At 38.5% G+C, this 17,047-nt stretch carries 21 protein-coding genes and 2 tRNA genes; 17 read left to right on the top strand and 6 right to left on the bottom strand.

Annotation, left to right across the window (positions count from 1 at the left end):
• Nucleotides 1-545: 545 nt before the first annotated feature.
• A complete protein-coding gene (locus F1737_RS02580) occupies nt 546-1,133 on the top strand; it encodes a hypothetical protein (RefSeq protein WP_317137221.1) in 588 nt (195 codons plus the stop codon).
• 1,273 nt (nt 1,134-2,406) lie between these two features.
• On the opposite strand, the gene F1737_RS02575 is transcribed toward F1737_RS02580, so the two are convergent.
• Both F1737_RS02575 and F1737_RS02570 read right to left on the bottom strand, forming a co-directional pair.
• Nucleotides 2,407-2,478, bottom strand: a tRNA-Thr gene (locus F1737_RS02575).
• Between the two features lie 144 nt (nt 2,479-2,622).
• Nucleotides 2,623-2,925, bottom strand: a complete 303-nt coding sequence (locus F1737_RS02570) for a DUF3467 domain-containing protein (RefSeq protein ID WP_317137220.1) — start codon at nt 2,923-2,925, stop codon at nt 2,623-2,625.
• A 132-nt stretch (nt 2,926-3,057) separates the two neighbouring features.
• On the opposite strand from F1737_RS02570, the gene F1737_RS02565 reads away from it, so the two are divergent.
• Nucleotides 3,058-3,723, top strand: a complete 666-nt coding sequence (locus tag F1737_RS02565) for a CRISPR-associated protein Cas4 (protein ID WP_317137219.1) — start codon at nt 3,058-3,060, stop codon at nt 3,721-3,723.
• Nucleotides 3,724-3,796: 73 nt separating this feature from the next.
• On the top strand, nt 3,797-4,414 hold the full coding sequence (locus F1737_RS02560; RefSeq protein WP_317137218.1) for a hypothetical protein: 618 nt from the start codon (nt 3,797-3,799) through the stop codon (nt 4,412-4,414).
• Between the two features lie 22 nt (nt 4,415-4,436).
• On the opposite strand, the gene F1737_RS02555 is transcribed toward F1737_RS02560, so the two are convergent.
• The 3 genes from F1737_RS02555 to F1737_RS02545 are packed head-to-tail and all read right to left on the bottom strand — an operon-like array spanning nt 4,437 to nt 6,637.
• Nucleotides 4,437-5,369 carry a DNA polymerase subunit beta gene (locus F1737_RS02555; RefSeq protein WP_317137217.1) on the bottom strand — a complete coding sequence of 311 codons (933 nt, stop codon included), beginning with the start codon at nt 5,367-5,369 and terminating at the stop codon, nt 4,437-4,439.
• Between the two features lie 21 nt (nt 5,370-5,390).
• Nucleotides 5,391-5,966: an L-threonylcarbamoyladenylate synthase gene (locus F1737_RS02550; RefSeq protein ID WP_317137216.1), complete on the bottom strand. Its 576-nt coding sequence runs from the start codon at nt 5,964-5,966 to the stop codon at nt 5,391-5,393.
• The gene (locus F1737_RS02545; RefSeq protein ID WP_317137215.1) at nt 5,963-6,637 is read right to left on the bottom strand and encodes a DUF5612 domain-containing protein; all 675 of its coding nucleotides are present in this window, start codon (nt 6,635-6,637) and stop codon (nt 5,963-5,965) included. The genes F1737_RS02550 and F1737_RS02545 overlap by 4 nt, the downstream gene beginning before the upstream one ends.
• 118 nt (nt 6,638-6,755) lie before the next feature.
• On the opposite strand from F1737_RS02545, the gene F1737_RS02540 reads away from it, so the two are divergent.
• The 5 genes from F1737_RS02540 to nifU all read left to right on the top strand — a co-directional run bounded on the left by F1737_RS02540 (nt 6,756) and on the right by nifU (nt 11,327).
• Nucleotides 6,756-9,014, top strand: a complete 2,259-nt coding sequence (locus F1737_RS02540; RefSeq protein ID WP_317137214.1) for a PAS domain S-box protein — start codon at nt 6,756-6,758, stop codon at nt 9,012-9,014.
• A gap of 141 nt (nt 9,015-9,155) precedes the next feature.
• Entirely contained in the window at nt 9,156-9,398 is a 243-nt protein-coding gene (locus F1737_RS02535; protein ID WP_317137213.1) for a sulfurtransferase TusA family protein, read from the top strand.
• Entirely contained in the window at nt 9,398-9,757 is a 360-nt protein-coding gene (locus F1737_RS02530; RefSeq protein ID WP_317137212.1) for a DsrE family protein, read from the top strand. The genes F1737_RS02535 and F1737_RS02530 overlap by 1 nt, the downstream gene beginning before the upstream one ends.
• 9 nt (nt 9,758-9,766) lie before the next feature.
• Nucleotides 9,767-10,921, top strand: a complete 1,155-nt coding sequence (locus F1737_RS02525; protein WP_317137211.1) for a cysteine desulfurase family protein — start codon at nt 9,767-9,769, stop codon at nt 10,919-10,921.
• A gap of 10 nt (nt 10,922-10,931) precedes the next feature.
• A complete protein-coding gene (gene nifU, locus F1737_RS02520) occupies nt 10,932-11,327 on the top strand; it encodes a Fe-S cluster assembly scaffold protein NifU (RefSeq protein ID WP_317137210.1) in 396 nt (131 codons plus the stop codon).
• Between the two features lie 31 nt (nt 11,328-11,358).
• Here the strand turns inward: nifU and F1737_RS02515 are convergent.
• Nucleotides 11,359-11,429: transfer RNA gene (locus F1737_RS02515), tRNA-Gly, on the bottom strand.
• Between the two features lie 402 nt (nt 11,430-11,831).
• Here F1737_RS02515 and F1737_RS02510 point away from each other — a divergent pair.
• The 9 genes from F1737_RS02510 (at nt 11,832) to F1737_RS02470 (ending at nt 16,959) form a co-directional block, all read left to right on the top strand.
• Entirely contained in the window at nt 11,832-12,290 is a 459-nt protein-coding gene (locus F1737_RS02510; protein ID WP_317137209.1) for a 30S ribosomal protein S15, read from the top strand.
• Nucleotides 12,291-12,299: 9 nt separating this feature from the next.
• A complete protein-coding gene (locus F1737_RS02505) occupies nt 12,300-13,514 on the top strand; it encodes a DHH family phosphoesterase (RefSeq protein WP_317137208.1) in 1,215 nt (404 codons plus the stop codon).
• A gap of 1 nt (nt 13,515) precedes the next feature.
• Nucleotides 13,516-13,743 carry a KEOPS complex subunit Pcc1 gene (locus F1737_RS02500; protein ID WP_317137207.1) on the top strand — a complete coding sequence of 76 codons (228 nt, stop codon included), beginning with the start codon at nt 13,516-13,518 and terminating at the stop codon, nt 13,741-13,743.
• 82 nt (nt 13,744-13,825) lie between these two features.
• A complete protein-coding gene (locus tag F1737_RS02495; protein WP_317137206.1) occupies nt 13,826-14,428 on the top strand; it encodes a 30S ribosomal protein S3ae in 603 nt (200 codons plus the stop codon).
• A 44-nt stretch (nt 14,429-14,472) separates the two neighbouring features.
• Nucleotides 14,473-14,754, top strand: coding sequence for a DUF5350 domain-containing protein (locus tag F1737_RS02490; protein WP_317137205.1), 282 nt, complete (start codon nt 14,473-14,475; stop codon nt 14,752-14,754).
• Between the two features lie 77 nt (nt 14,755-14,831).
• Nucleotides 14,832-15,188 carry a hypothetical protein gene (locus F1737_RS02485; RefSeq protein ID WP_317137204.1) on the top strand — a complete coding sequence of 119 codons (357 nt, stop codon included), beginning with the start codon at nt 14,832-14,834 and terminating at the stop codon, nt 15,186-15,188.
• Nucleotides 15,175-15,702, top strand: coding sequence for a nitroreductase family protein (locus F1737_RS02480; RefSeq protein ID WP_317137203.1), 528 nt, complete (start codon nt 15,175-15,177; stop codon nt 15,700-15,702). Before F1737_RS02485 ends, F1737_RS02480 begins: the two co-directional genes overlap by 14 nt.
• Before the next feature lie 34 nt (nt 15,703-15,736).
• On the top strand, nt 15,737-16,075 hold the full coding sequence (locus F1737_RS02475) for a DUF555 domain-containing protein (protein ID WP_317137202.1): 339 nt from the start codon (nt 15,737-15,739) through the stop codon (nt 16,073-16,075).
• Between the two features lie 2 nt (nt 16,076-16,077).
• Nucleotides 16,078-16,959, top strand: a complete 882-nt coding sequence (locus F1737_RS02470; RefSeq protein ID WP_317137201.1) for a carbohydrate kinase family protein — start codon at nt 16,078-16,080, stop codon at nt 16,957-16,959.
• Nucleotides 16,960-17,047 lie beyond the last annotated feature (88 nt).

Below are 17,047 nucleotides of genomic sequence, written 5' to 3'. Positions count from 1 at the left end.
ATCACGAAAAACTCTTTTATCACAAAGTAATGCATAAATTGCCCTTCAAGCCGACCAGATTCAAAAAAATGCATCCTCACAGAAACCTTGTATTCTACGATCTCCTCTTTAGCTAATATAAAAATCGTTTTGAAAAAAGACCTCAATAAAATATCAATATATCTCTGCATTCTAGCTTTTTTCCTTATTTACAAAGATTTAATTGAATATTTTGTAACACATTCCAATAATTACCAGAAAAAGTTAAAAGAACAAAGATTTTCTCACACTATAGGGAAAATTACCAATGTTTCCGATATTAAGACATTAGTTGATATCTGCTGCACTCATTATTGGATCCGGAGTATGATGTTATTCAAAATCTCAATTTTCATGAAAAATATGGTTTGCATTTTTGATTTTTAAGAGCAGACATGGGGTGTGAAAGTGAGGTCATAGTGAATAATCATTAATATGTACTTTGATTATAAAATTGAAAATTCGATTTAAAAAATCACATAAATATTAAATAGAATATAGAACATTAGGTAGCATCGGAGATAACCATGACAGAAACCGCTGTTGATGTAATGATGGAGGCAAGAAAAACAGTTGCAGAAAAGTTTCCAAAAGTCCTTGTAAAATTGGTTATAGCTTTTCTGATATGGCTATTTGCAGTTTATATCTTTCTTCCACTCTCGGGATTCCTAAGTGATCCCACTTTTCTCGGCCTGATTGGACTTGAAAAGCTTATCGCTGCAATTGTTCTGATTGCTTTGCTGATCATTTTGTTTGCCGTGCTTAGAGATGTCAAAGCAATCACTGATGCTATTGCATCTTATGCTGCAGTTGCAACATTAAGAAAAGAAACGATAGAGGAAGAAAAACTACTCAAATACCAGAGAGGATTTCGTGGTCTGGCCTATGTTCTCGTTGTTGTAATCGCATATTTATTTTTCCTGCCTTTTTTATCAAGCATATTCAATGTACTCGCAGGAATTATCCTCATAATTATTGTATTATGGGCTATTGCCCTTCTGTTGAGAGTAGGAGAAGTATTCTCGGATGATATTGAGAAAAAAACTTCTGATTTCATTAAAGGGATAGAATCTGAAGTAATGCATTCAGAAGAGATTAAGGCAGAGAAAAAATGAAGTAAAATTATGAAAAAAATTCCAATTTCACCTTTTATTCTCATTTTTCTAATTATGATACTTATTTTGATAGCACTGACTCCAAATTATCTCACTCCAGCATTCAAGTTTTTAAATATAAATCTGGAAACAGGATTACTTGTAGTTTTCATATCAACAATTATATTCTGCATAATTCTGATAATATTAAGTGTAATTGAAATAGTGAATTATTTTTTAAATTATTGGAAAATGAATTCATAATATGTTTAAATCCAAAACATTCTTCTAATATCTCACATCCAAACTCCCCCCCTAAACTTTAAATCCCAAAAATCAGACAGAATAATTAAGCGTTGGGAAATGCCGGCAACAATGACGACCGGGATTTAACATTTCTTTTTAGTGACGACCAAATCCCCGCGGATTTCCAAAACGCCGTCGGAAAATGGGTTTGCAGAAAACTGGTGGTTAACAGAAAAACAAAAAAACCGCTGCAAGCCATTGCAAAAACATCACGACTTTAGGTGAGACCATACAGAAAAATTCAAGAAAAGTAACAAAGGAAGACATCGAAGCCTTTGAAAAGCAGTATCCCGCATACGGAAAGATCGGGAAAGCAATGCTCGAAGCAGGCATATGGTGTCTTGTTGAATCGAAAGAAGACAAACAGAAAGAAAAACACGGCAGCCTGATTCATAGAGAAGTGCAATTAACTCCCGGTCTCTTGAAGATAAACAATTTTTGAGCAGCGATTCTATTTCTTCTTTTGAGAGTAGCTGTTCAGGAAGTTTTGTTCTACGGTCTTCTCTTGGGGGTTTTATCCGTTTGATCTTCTCCTTTGAAAGATCCACATATTCGTTTTCAATCATCCAGACATAGAATCTCTTTAGGAACATTACATAGAATGTATTGACTTTGTATGGTCTTCCCTTTTGAGTGTTTGCTGATTTTAATTCTGAAATTGCTTTGTAGATGTCAGCGATCTTTGCATCTCTGAAAGGACATATGAAACTTCTCCAGTTTACAAGAGTATAGATGATTTTGTTTGTTCTTAGAAGACCAATATTCTGTGATGCCTGAAGCTCGGATAGAATACATAGATTAAATCAATATCATCATGAGTTATTCGATCTTCTCTCAATCCTTTTTCAAATGACCTGTCTGCATAGACAGTTTTGACGTAATGAAAACTACTTTCAGTACGGGAGGGTGCGGTTATATTTCCCATGAAAGAAAGTTCAGAATAGAATTATAAAAGTATTATGGGGGGGATTTGGACATGATTGGCTGAAGCCGCTGGAGGGATTTGAACCCCCGGCCTGCTGATTACGAATCAGCCGCTATACCTCTAAGCCACAACGGCACAACAAATGAGTAATAACTCCATATCATATTGTACTTTAAAAATAATAAAACCGGCGTATTCAGACTTATAAATATGACACTATATACACACGGGTTTCTAAAAAATTTGTTTTTTTAGTTTTCTAAAAATTCATTGAATAAATCAGGAATAACCCCTGATTGTCACATTTGAATTGCTTTCATCTTTATTTTCAGAATTCGCACTCTTTATTGAACCAAACTTTGCCTCATAATCCAAAACGCTCTTTGACAAAACTTCTGAAAAATTCTTTGCATGTTTCGGGCTTATTGACACAATAGCCTTGGCACGTGCGTGATTGGTGCCCGGAATCTCATGAAGGAAAACAAAAGTAAACTCATCATCCTTATATGCAACCTGAATCCTGTTAGAATAAACCGGATCAAGATCCTGAGGCAGATTAACTGCAATTTCCCGCTTTTCCATAACATAATATTTATCGCCTGAGAAAATAAGGATTTATCATAAAACAAGTTTTTAAAAAAAATATATTTCTTCCTCAATCATGATCCTAAAAAACCATAACCGGAATTACAAAGCAAATCAACGGTAAAAATAATGGAATCAATAAGCATATCCAAAATAGTATCCTGTCACACCTGCCCGGTCAGATTTGTAATTGAACAAAAACAAAAAAAAGACGCGGAACCTGAGAACTACACTATTGCCAAGCAGATATCATATCATCTTGGAGAAGAGCTCATACCTGAAAATATCTGGGAAGAAATTGAGATGATAAACCCGGAAATGGACAATGAGGCAAAAGAACTTTTTTCATCCTGGATTGACTCATGCAAAAAAACAAGATGGCCAAGAGCCTCGCAAACGGATGTCAGGGTAAAATCTGATAAATTAAAAATACACGGCACTATTGACAGGTTCTTTAATTCCAAACCCCAAATTGCAATAGCACGCCCGATAACCGCTCCTGAAAACGGCATATACACAGCAGACAGAATCCGAGCTGCCTGCTATTCGATATGTGCCGGTGAACATTTCGGGACAGAATTTGATGAAGTAATTATTGAATATATACCATCGGGAATAAGCAGAATATGCAAACCACAGCCAAGAGACAGACGGTATGCACTAAACGCAATCAAAACCGCACACAAAATAAAATCGGGTTTTATCCCAAAAAAGCCTGAAAACGCCCCCTGCACCAGATGTTACCTCAAAGAACAATGCCCGACAATCCCAAAAAGACTCTCTGACATTATTTAGTACCGACAGTTTTCTGAAAATATTTATATAGCAATGATATTATCTATTTTATTATACGCAGAGGTATTTGCCAATGAGTAATTTAAGTTTTAAAAATGGATTGGTTATTATATTAGTCATAATAACAATAGGAATAGTTCTTTGTTCAGGCTGCACCGGAACAGATGACACACAAACCGAATCTTCCGGTCAGTCAGATATCCCCAAAACAGAGGAGACAACATCAGCTCAGGAAACTGAAAAAACAACAGTCCAGACGGTTCACTATACAAAACTGATTGAATTCCTGCCAACTGCTACAGGCAACTGGGAACAGGAAGAACCCGTGGGACTGCAGATGACAGAAGCAGACTATGCATGGAGCTGGGCATCAAAAGGATATGATCAAAAAATGGGCGGCGATGCACGTGTTGATATAATTATTCAGGACACAGGTGGCTACGACGTCGGCTATATGGCAGGATGGGAAGGATTCATAGAGTTTGATTCCACAGAAGCATCATTTAAAAGCACAACTGTTCAGGGGTACCCGGCATGGATAGGCATTGACAAAATAGAAAATACCATCGCCCAGTACGTAAATGTTGACGACAGATTCATCGTTTACACCCTTGTAACAGATGGAAAAGAAGATTATCTTACCGTATTCAACGGTCTCATGAATCTTAAAGGATTAGCCGCTTTAGGCTAACCCCCATAAAATTAATTTATTATTATTTGCTATTTTCAAGAAGCGTCTTTGATATAATATATTCACCTTTCGCCTCACGGGTGGTCCCTACAATCAGCCATTTCTCATTGCCCTGATCTTCCACAACACCGCATGCCTCAATGATCTCACCGTCCAGCGCCTGACCACTATAAGTATGTGTAAACGAGAGCACCTTTGAAATCTCGGGGTGATCCACAGTATATACCGCAGGACTGTCAAATGAAAGTGAAGCATCCAAAACCTTGGCTTCTATTGTTTTTTTGCCTAAGACTTTGCCTTTTTTTATTTCGACTGAATTTAGATTCTCATAGCCCCTTGTATAAAGCAGATCAAAGTATGTGCCGTCAATCTCACCTCTGTTCCACTTCCTCTTCTCATGCATAACAAAGGTATCATAATCAATCTCGGGAACACGCTTATTATAGACCTTATCCCACAGATCATCGGACAGTGCCGAAACTACCCCTTTAGAGACAGCTTCAATCAGATTCTGCTGGGCAACGAACCAGTATTTCCCATACACAACCATATCAATATCCGAAAGCTCATTTTCAAGTCCGCAAAGAAGAGAGCCGGTGCAGCCAAAAGTACCTTTAGGAACTCCAAATACTTCGGCAAGCCTCTTTACACGGCTGTCTCTCTCCATTACATCTGATATTTCCTGATCCGGCTTCAAAACCCTCTTTATGTCAGAAAGAGGGACACGATGAACAACATCAAGATATTCCGGCTTGTATTTTTTTATATATTCAAACGCAGGTTCAAAATCATACTTTTTATATCTCTGCCCTGTCTTCTTCGAACATCTCTCGCCTTCGTCATCCGGCACATATCTAAGAACGCAACCTGCACGCTCCTCATTATCATAAGCTGAAACAGCATACAGTCTGCCGTCTTTGTCCTCTAGAAAATCTCTAAGTCTTATTGGCAACATAAGAAAAACCTTAAAAAATAATTATAATTCTGCCAGAAATCCGGCAATTTCTTCAATATTTTCTCCTTCACGAAGAATTTTTTTGTTTTTCACATCAACAACAGTGCTTGGCATCCCTGAAAGTTTTCCACCGTCAATAAAGAGGTCATATACTACAGTAATCTCACTAAACTCCATAGGAGATTTTCTGCCGGAAATATTTGCACTGGTGGATGTAATCGGTGCATCAAACTCCTCAATAATCTTTCTTGCAATTGGATTTTTTGGAATACGTATCCCGATAAAACCTGTACCTCCGGTTAAAACAGAAGGAATACAGCTTTTTGCCTCCACAATAATTGTAACAGGTCCGGGCATAAACCTTTCAATAAATTCAAGTTCGGTTTTGCTGATCTTTGCAACAGCCAGGGCCATATCAATATCCGATACGGCAATTGAAATCGGCTTTGAAATCTGTCGCTTTTTGACATCATAAACACGCTTTATTGCATTTTCCGAAAACGCATCGCAACCAAGACCATAAACGGTTTCAGTCGGATATACAATCAGTCCGTCACGGTGGAGAACTGATACAGCTTTATCAATTTTATATCTCAAAACTCACGCCCCCTTACACGGTTTATATCAAAAACAGCAAGATTGCTTGCCTGCATTACAGCAAATACTCCTGCCTGTATAGGATCGGTCACTACAAGATCAACATGAGACGGAACACTTCCCGCCATCTTTAAAGAAATTACAGGTATCCCTGCGGCTTTTACAATTTCAATGGAATCTGTAATACTGCCTCCCATAAGCGAACCTGCTAAAACAAGCACCGAGACTCTCGGGAGTCTGCATACAGCCTCAATTGTTGTAGCAAGATCCTTCTCTCCGACAAGCGGTATTGTATCCACCGATATCCTCTCACCACGGATGTTATGACGATCTGCTTCATTTACCGCACCAAGTGCAACCTGTGCAACCTGTGCTCCTCCGCCCATTATTATCACTCTTTTTCCAAATATCTTGGAAAGAGGCTGGTAAGTTGTAACATTGTAGATGGTTTTAAGTTTTTCCAGATCATCAGAAATTGCTTTTAAATCATCAACATTCTCAAACTCAAAATAAATAAAAGACCTGCCCTCATCTCCACATAAAGGCAAAACAGAAGCCTGTGCAAGAACTATGTTCGCACCATGTGATGCCATAACCTTGGAAACATCCCTTAAAACTCCCTGGGTGTTTTCGCTTAAAATGCTGATAGCATAGATTTCAGAATCTGTCATTTTTATTATTAAATTATCATTGTTTTTATGGATAGTTATATTTTTTTAATCCACTAATTTTTCATATAAATATCGGTAAACAATACGGTTATATACAGAAAAATCATTTCATTTCCTAATGAAAGAGGTTAATGAATCAGAAACATCCTCTGATAAAAGCAATAATCAAATCGTAATTTCTGATATAATAAACCAGTTTTCACAAACAATAATCGATAATATCCCAAATCCAATATTTATTAAAAATCGTAATGGGATATATATAGGTGGAAATACCGCATTTTTTAACTATTTAGGAAAAAAACCGGAAAATATCATTGGCAAATCTGTTTTTGAAATTGCTCCGGAAAAAATAGCAGAAGTATATTACAAAAAAGACAACGAACTTTTCAATAATCCGGGTATTCAAAAATATGAAGGAAAAGTTATCTGGCCGGATTCATCTGTTCATGATGTAATATTCAACAAAGCTACCTTTGAAGACAAAGACGGGAATATCAGAGGGATAATTGGTGTCATAGTCGACATCACAGATTTAAAAAATATTCAAAATGAACTAAAGAAAAAAAAGGAGAAACTCTCACTTCTTCTTCGTTTCAAGGATCATATGCTTGATACGGCTGCCATATGGATAAATATTCTTGACAATGAAGGAAATGTAAAACTCTGGAATCGTGCCGCAGAACAAATTTCCGGTTATGATCGCTCAGAAGTTCTTGGAAAAAAAATAATCTGGGAATGGCTTTATCCTGACGAAAAATACAGGTCGGAAATTGTCATTGTATCTGAAAATATACTGAAAACGGGGATAAATGTCGAAAAATATGAAACAGATATACGATGTAAAAACGGCGAATATAAAACAATTTCATGGAATTCAAACAGGCTTACAGATGAAAACGGAGAAACTGCCGGAAGTATCGCTCTTGGTATTGATATAACCGAACTAAAAAATATTCAGCAGTCTCTTAGAAAATCCGAAATATTCTACAGAACAATTTTTGAAAACACAGGGTCTGCAACTGTGATAATTGAAGAGGATACAACACTTTCTCTTGTCAATTCAAAATATGAAAGTCTTTCAGGCTATAATAAATATGAAATTGAAGGAAAAAAATCATGGACTGAATTTGTCGTTCCTGAAGATCTTAGAGAAATGAGGGATTTCCACAATAAAAGAAGAGATGATAAATTAATTGCTCCTGGAAATTATGAATTCAGGTTTCTCGACAAAGACCAGAATATCAAAGATATAATGCTCACAGTCGGAATAATCCCCGGCACCAAAAAAACAGTTGCATCTCTTGTAGACATCACTGATAGAAAAAAACTCGAAGAATCCCAAAAAATCAGTGAAGAGAAATACAGAAATCTTTTTGAGAACTCAAAAGACGGTATTTTTATTCTGACAAATGACGGAATAATTCTTGATGCAAATTATGCCGTCTGTGAAATGCTCAAATATACTGTAGAACAGATGAAAGGCAAGACCCTTGGGCATTTTACATCAGGCAAACCGGAAGAGACAAAAAAATCTTATGATGAACGGTTCAAAGAAGCCAAAACTAACAAAAATGCTTTTTTTGAAATCCGGATGAGAAGATCAGACGGGGTAATCATCGAAGTGGAAATTAGTTCACAGATAATTGATCCAATAAAAGGGACAGGTTACGGGATATTACGTGATGTAACAGAGAGAAACAGATCACGAAAAGCACTTGAAACTGTAAACAAAAAACTCAATCTTTTAAACAACATAACAAGACATGATATTCTTAACAAGCTTACCATCGCAGTCGGTTATATTGAACTAATTAATGAAAATGAAGAATTAAAACATGATTCTGAAATAAAATATCAGATAAATAAAGTTTCTGAGTCTGTTGAAGCTATAAGAACGCAGATACTTTTCACAAAGGACTATCAGGATTTAGGAGTGTATTCCCCTGACTGGTACAATGTCGGAGAGATTATTGACACATACTCTGCTGATCCTTCTTTTTCAGGATTTAATGTCGAAAATAAACTTAATCATATTTTGATATATGCCGATCCTTTATTTGAAAAAGTAATCTACAATCTTTTTGATAATGCATTAAGACACGGAGAAACTATTACCAAAATCAAATTCTCTTATGAAATATCTCCTGACAAAAAGGACATTTTAATAATCTATGAAGATGACGGGACAGGTATCCCTTCTGATGTAAAGGAGAAGATATTCAGAAGACAGTATTACAAAAATACCGGATTCGGCCTATTTTTATCAAGGGAAATACTGTCCATAACAGGCATTTTAATATCAGAAACCGGAGTTTATAACTCTGGTGCCAGATTTGAGATACTGGTACCAAAAGAGCATTACAGATTATTATGATGCATGTTTTTTAATTCATCATAACAGTCTTTATAAAAACTGATTCTCAACAAGATTTTTATGCTCATAAATTTATATGGGGACTCATCTTCCGGATATTAGATTAATGCCGGTGAAATACAGGGGGGTTATACAAAATCCATGGATTCAGAAATCAGTGCCGATGCTGAACTTGACTGCATCGGTCTTTACTGCCCCATGCCCATTTCAATGACAAAAGAAGAGATTGAAAAAATCAAACCGGGCCAGGTACTTAAAGTTGAAGCCGATGACCCGGCGGCAGAAGAGGATATCCTGAGATGGGCAAAAAGGTCAGGGCATGAGATTCTAAAGTTTGAAAATAATGACGGAATATTGACTTTTTTTATCAGGAGGAATAAATAATGCCAAAAATTCTATATGTTCAGACAAGTGGAACAGACACACCTGAAAGACTCTATGCTCCTTTTATCCTTGCCACAACAGCGGTTGCAATGGATATTGAGGCTGACATATATTTCATGATCAAAGGGATCACGGTCATGAAAAAAGGCGAGGCAGAGCAGATCAAAATAGGATCATTTCCATCCTTAAAAGATGTAATAGACCAGGCGAAAGATGCCGGCATTACATTCTATGTATGTGAACAAAGTACACAGTTGCTTGGGCTTGAAAGAGGGGATTTCATTGAGGGAATAAAGATTGCAGGAGCTGCAACATTAAATGATCTTGCAATTGAGGCTGATTCCGTGATTACATTCTAAAGAGGGAAAATGAGAAAGATCTACCTTGACCTGACGTCTGCAAGGCCTGTTGAACAAAGAGTGTTTGAATTCGCAAAAAAATATCTGACAGAGAGTTACGGCAATCCGTCTTCACTTCATTCGAAAGGTCTGGAGGCAAAGCATGCCCTGGAAGAAGCAAGGAGCAAAGTATCTTCGTTAATCAATGCAGAAAGCCCCTCTACAATAATTTTCACAGGCAGTTCTACCGAATCAAACAATATGGCAATAAGGGGCACTGCTCTCAGGAACAAAAAAACCGGTCAAAAAGTTGTATCAAGCACTATTGAACACATTTCTGTTTTAAATCCAATGAAAGAACTCCAAAAATCAGGTTATACTTATGAAACAGTCCCTGTGGATGAATACGGAACAATAGACCTTGAAAAACTTTCTGAAACGGTCACAAAAGACACGATAATTACATCTGTCAACTATGCCAGTGACGAAATAGGAACGATAGAGCCGATTAAAGAGATCAGCAAAATAGTCCATGAAAACGGACAGTTTCTGCATGTAAATGCCACCGCTGCTGCAGGAAATATTCCTGTTGATGTACAAAAAGAGGATATTGACCTCATGACAATCTCTTCAAATGACATGTATGGTCCAAGAGGTGCAGCAGCTCTTTACGTAAAAAAAGGTATCAGGATTCAAACTATTTTGCCAGGGGGAGGGCAGGAAAGAGGACTTAGATCAGGAACAGAGAACATTTTTGCAATAGCCGGGATGGGAGAAGCTGCACATATCGCTTCAAAAGAGATGACATCTGAAGCAAAAAGACTTCAAAAAATTGGAGATGCATATAAATCCGTGATCCTCAAAATAGAGGATTCTTATCTGACAGGCCATCCTACATATCGCCTTCCGGGTCATCTGAGTTTTCGGTTCTGGCGTGTGGAAGGCGAGAGTATTTTGTTAAACCTTGATGCAGGATATGGCATTCAGGTTACAACCGGCTCGGCATGTTCATCACGAACCCTTGAACCATCCCACGTCCTCATCGGAATTGGGCTAAAACACGAAGAAGCACACGGATCAATGATAATAACTCTTGGACGTCTGAATACAATGGAAGAGGTCCCATACGTAGCCGATGCAGTCAAAGGTACTGTGGAGCGTCTGCGTAAAATTACTGCAATGTAGGAGAGATAAAATGGAAGATGTACCTCAGATTGGTTACTCAAAAAAAGTAATGGAACACTTTATGGATCCAAAAAATGTGGGAAGCATAGAAAATCCTGACGGAGTAGGACGCGTAGGAAATCCCGTATGCGGGGATCTCATGGAAGTTTCCATAAAAGTAGAAAATGAAACCATCACCGATATAAAATTCAAAACATTCGGATGCGGTTCTGCAATTGCAACCGCAAGCATGGTTACAGAACTTGCCAAAGGAAAAAATATTGAGGAGGCCTTAAAAATCACCAGACAGGATGTTGCCGATGAACTTGAAGGTCTGCCACCAAGAAAAATGCACTGCTCAAACCTTGCGGCTGATGCTCTTCACAAGGCAATCGAAAATTACAGGGAAAAAAGCACAGAAAAATGAAATTAATCATCAGAATCAGTTATGGTTTGTATGCGATAACCGGGGATCGAACCCGGGTTAGAGGCTTGGGAAGCCACTGTCATGCCGCTAGACCATTATCGCAGATATACAATCTTTAATTTGGAGTTCTCTGATGATAAAACTTATTTTTTAATGTAAAACAAAACAATATCAGGGAGATTAAAAAGAAGAAAAACATTAAATCCATCAGGGACAACCTTCGGATAAGACGATCCTTTTATCTCATAATATATCCCATTACATATAGCACTGAAATAATGTGCTGACTAAAAAAAAAGTAAGTCCGACGTGTCCTGATACAATGAAAGGCACTGCCCGGAATAATCGGGCTCTGGGATTACAAAATAGTCAGTTATGACTCTTTTTGTGGACTTACACGTTTGTTTCAAATTGAAATAATCTAAATCAGGTTAATTCGTTTGGAAATAACAACCCCTGAAATCAGGGAATATATAAGTATCTTAAAAATATTGGTGGTGAAATATGGCACGAATGCATGCCCGCCGACGCGGAACATCAAAGTCTGTATGTCCGCTTCGCACAGAGGCACCTGAATGGTCCAACAAGGACACAGCAGAGATCCAGAAAATAATCATTGCTCTCAGAAAAGAGGGTAAATCCAGTGCAGAGATCGGATTAATCCTCCGTGACAAGTATGGCGTACCAAGCGTAAAGCTTGCAACAGGAAAGCGTGTAGATCAGCTTCTCGAAGAAAATGGTCTTGCATCAGACATTCCTGAAGATCTTAGAAACCTCATTGTTAAGGCTCTGGGAATGAGAAAGCACATTGCCGAAAACAAAAAAGATGTTCACAACAAGCGCCAGCTTCATCTCACAGAAGCAAAGGTGCGCAGACTCGGTAAATATTACGTGAAGGCAGGCAAAATGCCGGCTGGCTGGACATACAAGCCAGACACAGCGGAGTTCCTGTTATCAAAGTAATTTTATAATATGTCCATTGAAGCCGCTGCAGGTCATATCGCAGAAAAACTCTCAGAAACTGAGTTTGTGAGAGTATACGGGCATCACGATGCAGATGGAATAGCTTCAGCCACGATAATGTGTCATGCACTTCACAGGCTGGGGAAGAAATTTCACCTGACGATCAAAAATCGTATCTCATCTGATGACATCAAAAATGATGAACCCACTCTCCTGTGTGACCTTGGTGCATCCTTAGAAGAACTTCCGGATGACACAGTGGTGATAGACCATCATGTCCCTTATTTCAATGGTGAATATCACATAAATCCACGCCTTCACAACATTGACGGAGAAAAAGAGCTTTCCTCATCAGGTCTTGCCTATCTCGTTGCAAACCATATGGGAGACAACAGAGATTTGTGTGGTCTGGCAATCCTCGGAATGATCGGGGACAAACAGACTATATCAGGCAAAAACCAGGAAATTGTAACAGAAGGAATTGGAAATCAAATCATCGTACCTAAAAGGGGACTTACCCTTGCAGGAAGAGATACAAGAGAGAAACTCTATACGGCAACAGACCCCTACCTGCCCGGCATAAGCGGGAATTTAGATTCTGTTGATGAAATTCTCCTTAAATACTCTGATGATGACGATTACAGATATGAAGATTTAAACTCAATGATTATCCTCAAAATTGCCGAAAAAACCAACGAAACTGCAATGCAGTCTTTATGGGGCAACACATACGAACTCGAAAGAGGAGTAATACATGATGCACACAGTCTGGCGGCTGTAGTTGAATCATGCGGATTATCAAACAGGGGCGGCCTTGGAGTAACACTATGCCTTAGAAATACTGAAAATGTAAAAGAAGCATGGGAGATTGCAATAAAACACCGCTTAAATGTAATATCTGAAATTAATTCTGCAAAAACAATAGAAGAAGAGCTTCCTGTCTTTGAAATATCCAAGCCGTCGGTTTCAAGCTGCGTTGCAGACACTATCTCAAACAACGGTCTGTACAATACACCGGTTTTCACAATTGCAAGAAATGATGATAATTATTCGGTATCAGCCAGATGTCCTCCGGGAGTAGAATTTGACTTATCGGAATTTATGAAAAATCTTGCAGAGAAAACAGGCGGTAGCGGAGGAGGTCACTTCTCACGGGCAGGCGGAATATTTGGAGAAGACGGACTTTCAATCTTCAAAAATGAAGTGAAGGAGGCATTGACCTAAAATGTCCCTGATATCAGGTAAAATAACAACATACCACAGAAATGCGGAATGTGTTGCAAAAGCAATTGCTTCAGACAACCTGAAGTCAATGCAGACAAATTCAAAAGGAAATACAGTAATAACCGAAATCAAAGGCAATAAACTAAGATCAATCATTGCATCAGTCGATGATTATCTGATGAACCTTTCGATATCTGAAGATGTCTGCAGTTACATTTCAGAAAAATAGGGAAATATCTCCGGAAAAGGATTTAAAAAACGCACATGCAGGTGCTTTCAAAAAAGGACGTATAAAAAATTGAGGTGAAAATATGGCAAAAAGGAAACAATTAGGAAGAAGAGTAGAAGGATGGAAAGCAAAGAGCTGGTTCAAAGTCTTTGCTCCCGAAGTATTCGACAAGGCTTACCTTGGCGAAACAATTTCAGATGAACCTGAGAAGGTATACGGCCGTGTCATGCAGACCACACTTGGCGAAATGACACAGGACTATTCCAAACAGAACATCAAGATGAGATTCAAGGTCAACGAAGTTGCAGGCGACTCAGCATACACAGACTTTGTCGGACACGAAGTCACAAAAGACTACCTCCGTGCAATGGTAAAACGCCGCACTTCAAGAATTGACAGCATTGTTCTCGCAGCAACAAAGGACGGACGTAAAATCCGTGTCACAACAACCTGCTTTACAATCAACCGTGCAGACGCAAGCCAGCAGCACACAATCAGAAAAGAAATTACTGATTACATCCTTGCAAAGGCAAAAGAGCAGACATACGATCAGTTTGTAAAAGACATGGTTATGGGAGAAATCTCACGCGACGTATTTAAGAACGTCAAGAAGATTCACCCGACACGCCGCGTCGAAGTAATTAAATCAAAAGGAATTGAGGCAAAATCTGCAATAGCACATTAATGCCTTAAGACAGAGAACAATTAATTAAAAGAGGAGTGTGAAAAATGGGAAAAACCGGTTCATGTTCATGGACTCAAATTAAAAGTGTATCAGGTCAGATCAGACTTGTTCCTCAGAAAGAAGGCAGCTATAAAAAGCCAGGTCCAAACCAGCGCTTTAAATCAGGTGCCAAACTCAAAAGAGCAGTGCAGAAATCACAGGATGCCGGAAGAGGAGGAAGAGGAAAGAGAGCAAGCCGCTCACGTACTCCACAGGTAGACCCGAGATTTAGAAGACGCATCAAACGCTCACCTTCATCCATTAAGGGTTCAAAGGGTTCAAAATAAATAAGTTTTAAAAAGGCTATAATAATATTATTAAAGCCTCTATCTTTTATTAGAGAGAGTAAGGTTGGGTTATTGAGATGGATTCAAAAAAAGCAGTTCAAAATTACATTTTTGCAGAACGCGCCAAGGTTAATATGATCGCTGCATCACAGATGACAGCAGTATTAAGTGACTTTAAAGGAGCTGAAAAAACAGGTGCAAAAAAAATGATTGATATTTTACTTAATATCTTTCAGTCAGACCTGGAACTTGGATTTAAAACCACAGGTTCAAAAGAGTTCAGCGAAGCCGTATCAATCATTGACGAAGTCAAAAAGATGATCGAAAACGAGGACTTTTCAGACGCATCCAATCAGATAGGAATAGCAATTACAAAAGTCACAACTCCTGCACAGGAAGCCTGGCAGAAGTTATCTGAAAATGAACTCGTCTGAATTTTTTGATTTTCTCTTCACACGTTCATCCGTGAGAGATTTCACAGAGCTGGAAATCGAAGATGAAGAGATTCAGTACATCTTGAAATGTGCACGTACAGCTCCGAGTGCGGGAAACAGGGAATCCTGGGATGTCGTAATTGTAACTGATGAAGGCATCAGAGAGGATTTGGCCGATGCAGCATTTGGTCAGGAGCACATAAAAAAAGCACCTGTCATACTTGTTGTTTGTACAAATTACGTCCGATCAATGTCACAGTATGGTGAAAGAGGAATTCTCTATGCAATGGAAGATGCCACAATAGCATCAACCTACATGATGCTTGCAGCTCATTCACTCAGACTTCAGACCTGTTGGACAGGCGCTTTTGACGATGAAACGGTATGTGAAATACTTGACCTGCCACAGCACGCAAGACCGGTTGCCCTTCTTGCAGTAGGTCACGGAAACCTGCCCGAATATCGCAGCGAAAGAATGCCTCTTGAAGAACATGTCCATGAAGAGACATGGTAATTTAATAAAATTTCAGTAATTATCGGAAAATATTATGTCAGACTATCTTGTTACAATGGAATCTGCCTGGATCATAAAGGATATTGAAACCCTCGATGATGCAATAGGCATTGCTATAAGCGAAGCAGGTAAACGTTTAAATCCCTCCGCTAAGTTTGTTGATATTGAAATTGGTCAGCTCGCATGCCCGTTCTGTGAACAGGAGCTGAATAATGCATTAGTGGTTGCAAATATGGCCCTTGTCGGCCTGATTCTTGAGATGAAAGTATTCAAAGCTGAATCTGAAGAGCATGCATCCAGAATTGCAAAATCCGTAGTGGGACGGGCACTTAGAGACACGCCTCTCAAAGTCATTGATATCAAGGAGTTATAAAAATGATCTCAGTTGTAGGACATACTGCAATTGATCATATTTTTACTCTCCCTGTTCTTCCAAAAAGACATTCGTCCTCCCCTGTTCTTGATCATAAGGTCTATTTTGGAGGAGGCGCCGCCAACATTGCAGCAGGAATCGCTGTGCTTGGCGGAGAAGCCGAATTAATCAGCGCAGTTGGAAATGATTTCTTTGGAAGTGAATATGAAAAGTGGATGAATAAACTCGGAATCAAAAAAGACTTCTTTGTAGTTGAAGACAAAAACACGCCCACCTGTTACCTGTTTAATGATACAGAAGGTGATCAGACGACAGTTTTTGAATGGGGCGCATCAGAGATTTTCAAAACCGCAAAAGCACCTTCACTCGATTTCGTGCATATGGCAACCGCTGAACCGGAATTTAATGTAAAAATTGCAGAAAAAGCCGTTTTTTCATCATTTGATCCCGGGCAGGATCTGATAAAATATACAAAAGAGCAGCTCATATCAATTCTTGACCACATCGACATCCTGTTCACAAATATTCACGAGCTAAAAGGCATATGTGATAAAACAGGTATCGGAAGAGAAGAACTGATAAAACAGATCCCGCTCTCGATTGTTACCATGTCAGGAGACGGAAGTGAAATTCACCATAATGGCAATATCACAAAAATACCTGCAATTTCAGTAAAACTTGCAGATCCGACAGGTGCAGGTGATTCCTACAGGGCAGGATTCCTGACGGCATATCAAAAAGGATACTCTGTTGAAAAATGCTGTAAAATAGGTACTACCACCGCTTCTTTTATTGTAGAGATGACAGGGTGCCAGACAAATCTTCCGGACTGGGACAGAATGAAGGAAAGATACAATAAGTACTTTGGCGACTTATATCAATAAACAAAGTTAATTAAAAAATTTGGGACATATTTCAAATATTATCTAATTTAACCAATAAGAATTGTCCCAAATTCCATATAATTAAAGG

Origin of the sequence: Methanoplanus sp. FWC-SCC4, from assembly GCF_032878975.1 — an archaeon.
In the GTDB taxonomy this organism is placed as follows: Archaea; Halobacteriota; Methanomicrobia; order Methanomicrobiales; family Methanomicrobiaceae; genus Methanochimaera; species Methanochimaera problematica.
The sequence above is the reverse complement of the archived record's forward strand: the minus strand, read 5'-3'. Positions and strand labels throughout refer to the sequence as shown.